Source organism: Streptomyces sp. NPDC048411, from assembly GCF_040704695.1.
Taxonomy (GTDB): Bacteria; Actinomycetota; Actinomycetes; order Streptomycetales; family Streptomycetaceae; genus Streptomyces.
The window spans coordinates 1-6621 of the sequence record NZ_JBEZKL010000232.1; the positions used below are offsets into that span (position 1 = coordinate 1).

Annotated in this window: 5 protein-coding genes and 1 pseudogene; 1 reads left to right on the forward strand and 5 read right to left on the reverse strand. The window is 68.5% G+C overall.

The genetic code is table 11. The annotated features are described in order from the left end of the window. The 4 genes from AB0915_RS37715 to AB0915_RS37730 form a co-directional block, all read right to left on the reverse strand. The coding region (locus AB0915_RS37715; protein WP_366695721.1) for a flavodoxin-dependent (E)-4-hydroxy-3-methylbut-2-enyl-diphosphate synthase at positions 1 to 243 on the reverse strand (243 nt) is incomplete at its 3' end. Positions 244 to 564: 321 nt separating this feature from the next. After that, complete coding sequence (locus tag AB0915_RS37720) at positions 565 to 1872, reverse strand: site-2 protease family protein (protein WP_366695723.1); 1308 nt, start codon at positions 1870 to 1872, stop codon at positions 565 to 567. Then, positions 1869 to 3122 (reverse strand): 1-deoxy-D-xylulose-5-phosphate reductoisomerase, encoded by a 1254-nt coding sequence (gene dxr / locus AB0915_RS37725; RefSeq protein WP_366695725.1) that lies wholly within the window; start codon positions 3120 to 3122, stop codon positions 1869 to 1871. The genes AB0915_RS37720 and dxr overlap by 4 nt, the downstream gene beginning before the upstream one ends. A gap of 314 nt (positions 3123 to 3436) precedes the next feature. After that, the gene (locus AB0915_RS37730) at positions 3437 to 5383 is read right to left on the reverse strand and encodes an acyl-CoA dehydrogenase family protein (RefSeq protein WP_366695726.1); all 1947 of its coding nucleotides are present in this window, start codon (positions 5381 to 5383) and stop codon (positions 3437 to 3439) included. Between the two features lie 532 nt (positions 5384 to 5915). Here AB0915_RS37730 and AB0915_RS37735 point away from each other — a divergent pair. Next, positions 5916 to 6158 carry a hypothetical protein gene (locus AB0915_RS37735; protein WP_366695727.1) on the forward strand — a complete coding sequence of 81 codons (243 nt, stop codon included), beginning with the start codon at positions 5916 to 5918 and terminating at the stop codon, positions 6156 to 6158. 268 nt (positions 6159 to 6426) lie between these two features. Here AB0915_RS37735 and AB0915_RS37740 read toward each other — a convergent pair. Next, a pseudogene (locus tag AB0915_RS37740) lies at positions 6427 to 6621 on the reverse strand (transposase); the annotation flags it as partial.

Genomic DNA, 6621 nt, shown 5'->3' on the forward strand with positions numbered 1-6621 from the left:
CAACGCATCCGCATCATCCTGCGTCGGACACGCCACCCGCACGATCTGACAGCCAGACGCCGTCAACTCCGCGATCTGCTGCAACGTCGCACCGATGTCCGACGTACGGGTCGTGGTCATCGACTGCACCGACACCGGCGCATCCCCACCGACCGCCACCGACCCGACCTGGATCTTGCGGCTGACCCTCCGGTCGGCGAGCTTGGTCGGAACGGACGGCATTCCGAGAGAAATCGCAGTCATGCGCTGAGCATCCCCAAGGTGTGGATCAAGGTCCCGAGATCGGCGGGCTCCGACCTTCGAGGTTACGGCACCGGGGGGAACCCGGAGCACACCGCATCCCGAAGTCCGTACAAACAGAGGCGCCCGGACATCAGATCAGATGTATGCCCGGTCACCGCCCGTGGTGCGCCCGGCTCGATCTGCCCGATCGTCGCGCCGAGGTCGTCCGGCGTGACGCGTGGCAACGCGCCAGGCCGGGCGGGCGCCAGGCCCATGAGCGCGCCGGACCGGTCGGCGCTCCGGGCCGGCCCATGGCTCGGGCCGGCCGTCGCCTCAGGGCGGTCAGGAGATCTTGACGGGATTGACGATGTCAGCCACCAGGACGAGCAGGGTGAAGCAGATGAAGACGCCGGCGACGACATAGGCGACCGGCATCAGCTTGGCCACGTCGAAGGGGCCGGGGTCGGGGCGCTTGAAGACCCGCGCCACATTGCGACGCAGGGACTCCCAGAGGGCTCCCGCGATGTGCCCGCCGTCGAGCGGAAGCAGGGGCAGCATGTTGAAGAGGAACAGCGAGAGGTTGAAGCCGGCCAGCAGGAACAGCATCATCGCGATCTGGTTCGTCGCCGGGACGTCCAGCGTCATCACCTCGCCGCCGATCCTGGCCGCGCCCACGACGCCGACCGGGGAGTCGGCCGCTCGCTCGCCGTCGCCGAAGGCCGCGCTCCACAGGCCCGGGATCTTGGACGGGAGGGCGATGATCGAGTCGACGCCGTTCTGGATCATGTCGCCCATGCGGACGACCGAGTCGTTGAAGGAGAGCGGAACGATCTCGGTCTGGGCCGCGAAACCCAGATACCCGGCCGGGACGTAGCCGGGGACCACCTCACCCTTGGAGTCCTTCTTGGCCACCATGTTCTTCTGCAGCACGGCGTGGAGCGTCGTCTCCTGGCCGCCGCGCTCGACGGTGATGGTGGCGGGGCCGATGGTGGCACGGATCCGGTCGGAGAGGGCGGCCCAGTCGTCCACCTTCTGGCCGTTGAAGGCGACGATCTTGTCGCCCTTCTTCAGTCCGGCGGCCTGCGCGGGCGAGACCGGGTCGCTCTTCTTGCAGGTGTCCCGCTTCTCGCTCTGCGCGATCACGCATTTCTGGACGCCCGCGACCTCGGTGGTCTGCGTCTGGAAGCCGAAGGTCATCGACACGCCGAGGAAGATCGCGACGGCCAGAACCAGGTTCATGAACGGTCCGGCGAACATGACGATCACGCGCTTCCATGGCTTGCGCGTGTAGAAGAGGCGGTTCTCGTCGCCCGGTTCGATTTCCTCGAAAGCGGCTTCCCGGGCGTCCTCGATCATTCCCCGCCACGGCGAAGTGGAGCGCGCCTCGAGCCGTCCGTCCGGACCGGGCGGGAACATGCCGATCATGCGGATGTAGCCACCGGCCGGGATCGCCTTGATCCCGTACTCGGTGTCGCCCTTCTTCCGCGACCAGATGGTCGGGCCGAAGCCGACCATGTACTGCGGGACGCGGATCCCGAAGAGCTTCGCGGTCGACAGGTGTCCCAGTTCGTGCCAGGCGATCGAGAACAGCAGGCCGAAGGCGAACACGACGATACCCAGAATCGTCAACAGGACCGTCGTCATACTCATGCGCGCGCCTCCGCTGTCGCTTTCGCCGAGAGTTCCCGAGCCCGGGCCCGTGCCCAGGTCTCCGCTTCCAGGACGTCTGCGACCGTGAGCGAAGTTCCCGTGGCAGGGGTGCCGTGTTCGGCCACCACCGCCGTGACCGTATCCATGATTCCGTTGAACGGCAGCTGTCCCGACAGGAAAGCGTCCACACACTCCTCGTTCGCCGCGTTGAACACCGCCGGGGCGGTGCCGCCGAGCGTGCCCACGTGCCTGGCCAGGCCCACAGACGGAAACGCCTCGTTGTCGAGAGGGAAGAACTCCCAGGTGGACGCCCTCGACCAGTCGAAAGCAGGTGCCGCGTCCGGGACTCGTTCCGGCCAGCCGAGGCCGATGGCGATCGGTCCGCGCATGTCCGGCGGAGTGGCCTGAGCCAGGGTGGAGCCGTCGGTGAATTCCACCATGGAGTGAACGTACGACTGGGGGTGGACGACGACTTCGATCCGCTCGAACGGAATGTCGTACAGAAGGTGAGCCTCGATGACCTCCAGTCCCTTGTTGACCAGGGTGGCGGAGTTGATCGTGATCACCGGGCCCATGGCCCAGGTGGGGTGCGCGAGCGCCTGCTCACGCGTGACGCTCGCCAGCTCGCTCTTCGTCCGTCCCCGGAACGGGCCGCCGGACGCGGTGACGACAAGCTTCCGGACATCGGCCCGGGTGCCGGCGGCGAGCGCCTGGAAGAGCGCGGCGTGCTCGGAGTCGACCGGGATGATCTGGCCCGGCTTGGCCAGGGCCTTCACCAGCGGTCCGCCCACGATCAGCGATTCCTTGTTGGCGAGGGCGAGCGTACGGCCGGCCTCCAGCGCGGCGAGCGTGGGGGCCAGACCGATCGAGCCGGTGATTCCGTTGAGCACGGTGTGACAGGCGCTCCCGGCGAGCTGCGTGGCGGCGTCCGGTCCTGCCAGGATCTCCGGAAGCGGTTCCCCGGCACCGTACTGCTCGCGCAGCGCTTCGCGGAGGGCCGGCACCGCGTCCGGTACGGCGACGGCGACCGTGCGCACTCTCAGTCGCCGCGCCTGCTCGGCGAGGAGGGCAACCCGGCCTCCCGCGGCGGAGAGCGCGGTGACGCGGAAGCGGTCGGGGTTACGCAACACCAGGTCGATGGCCTGGGTGCCGATGGACCCGGTGGAGCCGAGGATGACGAGATCCCGGCGTCCTTCCACTGCGTCGAAGATGAGGTGCGGGTCGGCGAGGGGTGCAGGGCTGTCGCTCATGCCCCCCATTGTTGCCGCATCGGCCCGGCAGGCGGACAGCGCGCCCCCGGAGACCTCCGGGAGGAGCGGCTCAGGAAGTGTTCCTGTGAATTCCGGCAGCCTCTGGGCGTCGGCGTCCCCGCCCGAGGGCGGCGCGGGTGAGCGCCGTGGCGGGAGCATGGGCGGCTGCGACGTCCCTGAGCCGGTGGGCTCGGCCTCCCATGGGCGCCAGGTCGCGACGCCCATCCTGTCGTGCGGCACAGGGCCGGGCGGGGAGCGTCCAGCGAGTGGACGCCTCCCGCCCGGCCCGACCGGCCGGCTCGATGGACCGGCGGTCAGCGAATGGGACGGTGGACGTTGTCCTTGGTGGCCGGGCCGGGGGTGGCATCGGCGATCCAGGGGCCCTCACCGCTCGGGTCGACGACTCCTTCCTCCAACCAGAGGTACGCGCCGCCGAGGACGCCGTCGACCACGTGCCGGTCGAGCTGGTCGGTGTTGGACCAGAGGCGGGTGAAGAGTTCCTCGACGCGAATGCGGGACTGGTGGCAGAAGGCGTCGGCGAGTTGGTAGGCCTCCCGGCCGTGCTCGTCAGTGGTGCGCAGAAGTTCGGCACGGACGCAGGCGGCACTCATCGCGAAGAGTTCGGCACCGATGTCGACGATCCGGCCCAGAAAGCCCTGCTTGGTCTCCATGCGTCCCTGCCAGCGCGACATCGCGTAGAAGGTGGAGCGGGCCAGTTTGCGGGCAGAGCGTTCGACGTAGCGCAGATGGGTGGACAGGTCCGGGTGCCCGGGCGGATGGAACTCGTTGTAGGTGCGCGGCAGTTGACCTGGTCCGGTGACAAGCTTGGGCAACCAGCGGGCGTAGAAGCCGGCCGCGTTCGCTCCCGCCTTCGCCTTGGCCGAGAGGGGCTTGTCGGGGTCGATAAGATCTCCGGCGACTTTCAGGTGGGCGTCGACGGCCTCGCGGGCGATCAACAGATGCATGATCTCTGTCGAGCCCTCGAAGATCCGGTTGATCCGCAGGTCGCGGAGGAGCTGTTCGGCGGGGACGGCCCGTTCGCCCCTGGCGGCGAGGGAGTCGGCGGTCTCGAAGCCCCGGCCGCCCCGGATCTGGACCAGTTCGTCGGCCATGAGACAGCCCATCTCGGAGCCGTACAGCTTGGCCAGGGCTGCCTCGATGCGGATGTCGTTGCGATCCTCGTCCGCCATCTGCGAGGCGAGGTCGACAACTGCTTCCAGGGCGAATGTGGTGGCCGCGATGAAAGAGATCTTGGCACCGACGGCTTCGTGCCGGGCAACCGGCCTGCCCCACTGTTCGCGGACCGCCGACCATTCGCGGGCGATCTTCAGGCACCACTTTCCCGCTCCGACGCACATGGCGGGGAGCGACAGTCGGCCCGTGTTGAGCGTGGTGAGGGCGATCTTGAGACCGGCTCCCTCCGGGCCGATACGGTTGGCGGCCGGGACCCGGACGCGGTGGAAGCGGGTCACGCCGTTCTCGAGCCCGCGCAGCCCCATGAAGGCGTTGCGGTTCTCCACGGTGACGCCCGGGGCGTCCGCCTCGACGACGAACGCGGTGATGCCGCCCTTGTGGCCGACCGACTTCGGGACGCGGGCCATGACGACCAGCAGGTCGGCGACGACGCCATTGGTCGTCCACAGCTTCACACCGTCGAGGATGTAGTCGGAACCGTCCGGAACGGCCGAGGTGGCGAGCCGGGCAGGGTCGGAGCCGACATCCGGTTCGGTGAGGAGAAACGCCGAGATGTCGGTGCGGGCGAGCCGGGGAAGGAAGGTGTCCTTCTGCTCCTGGCTGCCGAAGAGCTTCAGCGGCTGCGGTACGCCGATGGACTGGTGGGCGGAGAGCAGCGCGCCGAGCGCCGGGTTGGCGGAGCCGACCAGGGCGAGCGCCCTGTTGTAGTAGACCTGGGTCAGTCCCAGGCCGCCGTACTTCGGGTCGATCTTCATCCCGAGGGCGCCGAGCTCCTTGAGGCCGTTGATGACCTCGTCGGGGATCTTCGCCTCACGCTCGATCAGAGCGCCGTCGATCTTGGTTTCGCAGAAGTCGCGCAACCGGGCGAGGAACGCCTCGCCGCGCCGGACGTCGTCGCCGGGCGGCATGGGATGCGGATGAATGAGGTCCAGCCGGAAGCGGCCGAGGAAGAGTTCCTTGGCGAAACTGGGCTTGCGCCAGTCCTGCTCGCGTGCGGCTTCGGCCACTTGACGCGCTTCACGCTCGGTGACCTTGGGCGTGTTCTTCGGAGCGGATGGTGCGGACATGAGGAGCTCACCTCGCCGCGTTGTCGGGTTGGCGGACCCGGCCGGTCCGCGCGGAGCGCATGCGCGTCTCCCGAGGCATACCAACCGGTGCTACTCGTCCGTATGTACCCGATTCCTGCCGGTCTCACCAGCCCCCGGACGCCGATCGGGTCGAGAGCCACTCCAGTGGCACGTTCAGCGGGCGAACTGCGGTCGGGCCGGGTCGAGGGGGAAGCAGGAACGGCCGTAAGGACGCCCGACATGACCCGTTCGGCAAGGTGCCCCTGCACGCTCCGCAGGCGAAGGGCGAGGGTACGTAACGCCTAGGACCGGCAATGTTCGCCCCGTGAGGAGCGTCGTCCGGTGCGTGCGATCGCAAGGCGGCCGGAAGTCCTGGTAGCTCCGCTGGAGCCCGAGCCGGCACGTACGGCCGGCTGTAACGTCTGCTTCGCCCTGGACGCTGAACGCACAGAGGCCAGGATGCGCGCGGGGACCATTCCCGCGTCAGTGACCTGAACGTGGAGATCGGCAGACACGCTCAAGGGGAGTGTTCATGACGCGCTCAGCCATGCGGCACGTGCCGCACACGATCCGGCACGAGCCGGAAGGCGGGGTCACGTACGAGACCTTCTGCGTCACGGTCGGGTGCGGCGAGGAATCCGGACCGCAGGAGGAGCAGGAAACGGCGCAGGACTGGTGTCTACGGCACACCGGCCGGACCGGTCATGACCTTTTCCGCCGGGTTTTCACCGACTATGCCCGCGTGACGCGGGAGCAGCGGGCCCCGGCTCGCTGAGCACGGCACCGAGCGAGGCTCAGCGAGCCGGCTGCGTAGTGGCCCTGGGAACTTCCCGGAGCCGCTACGGGCTTCTGTGCGTATGGGGACCAGTGCCGGATCAGGCAACGTTTGCCCTGTCGACGACGGCTTGCAGGTGCTGGTCGTCGGCGCCGGCTTGGACAGGCTCCAGGTAGAGAACGGCAGGTCGTGTTCGGTCGGCTTCGACTGATCCCGCTTTCCGCCGCACCCAGGCCGCGCAGCTGCGGCGCCTCGGCGTTGAGAGGGTCGGGGACAGCCAGTCGGGGAAGTAGGAGCCGGAACGGATCTTCGGGATGGCCAGGTCGATGCTGCCGGCCCTGGTGTCCCACTGGCGATGCCGGTAACCGTTGCGGGAGTTGACGCGTTCCTCGCTCGGCATTCCGTAGGCGGCTCCGCAGGCGTTGTCGACGTCGGCGGACATCATGGCGTCGGCGAAGGTCTT

Excerpts from the sequence above, each read along its gene's own strand:
- AB0915_RS37735 (WP_366695727.1), top strand. The coding sequence starts at position 5,916 with ATGACGCGCTCAGCCATGCGGCACGTGCCGCACACGATCCGGCACGAG.
- dxr (WP_366695725.1), bottom strand. The coding sequence starts at position 3,122 with ATGAGCGACAGCCCTGCACCCCTCGCCGACCCGCACCTCATCTTCGAC.
- AB0915_RS37730 (WP_366695726.1), bottom strand. The coding sequence starts at position 5,383 with ATGTCCGCACCATCCGCTCCGAAGAACACGCCCAAGGTCACCGAGCGT.
- AB0915_RS37720 (WP_366695723.1), bottom strand. The coding sequence starts at position 1,872 with ATGAGTATGACGACGGTCCTGTTGACGATTCTGGGTATCGTCGTGTTC.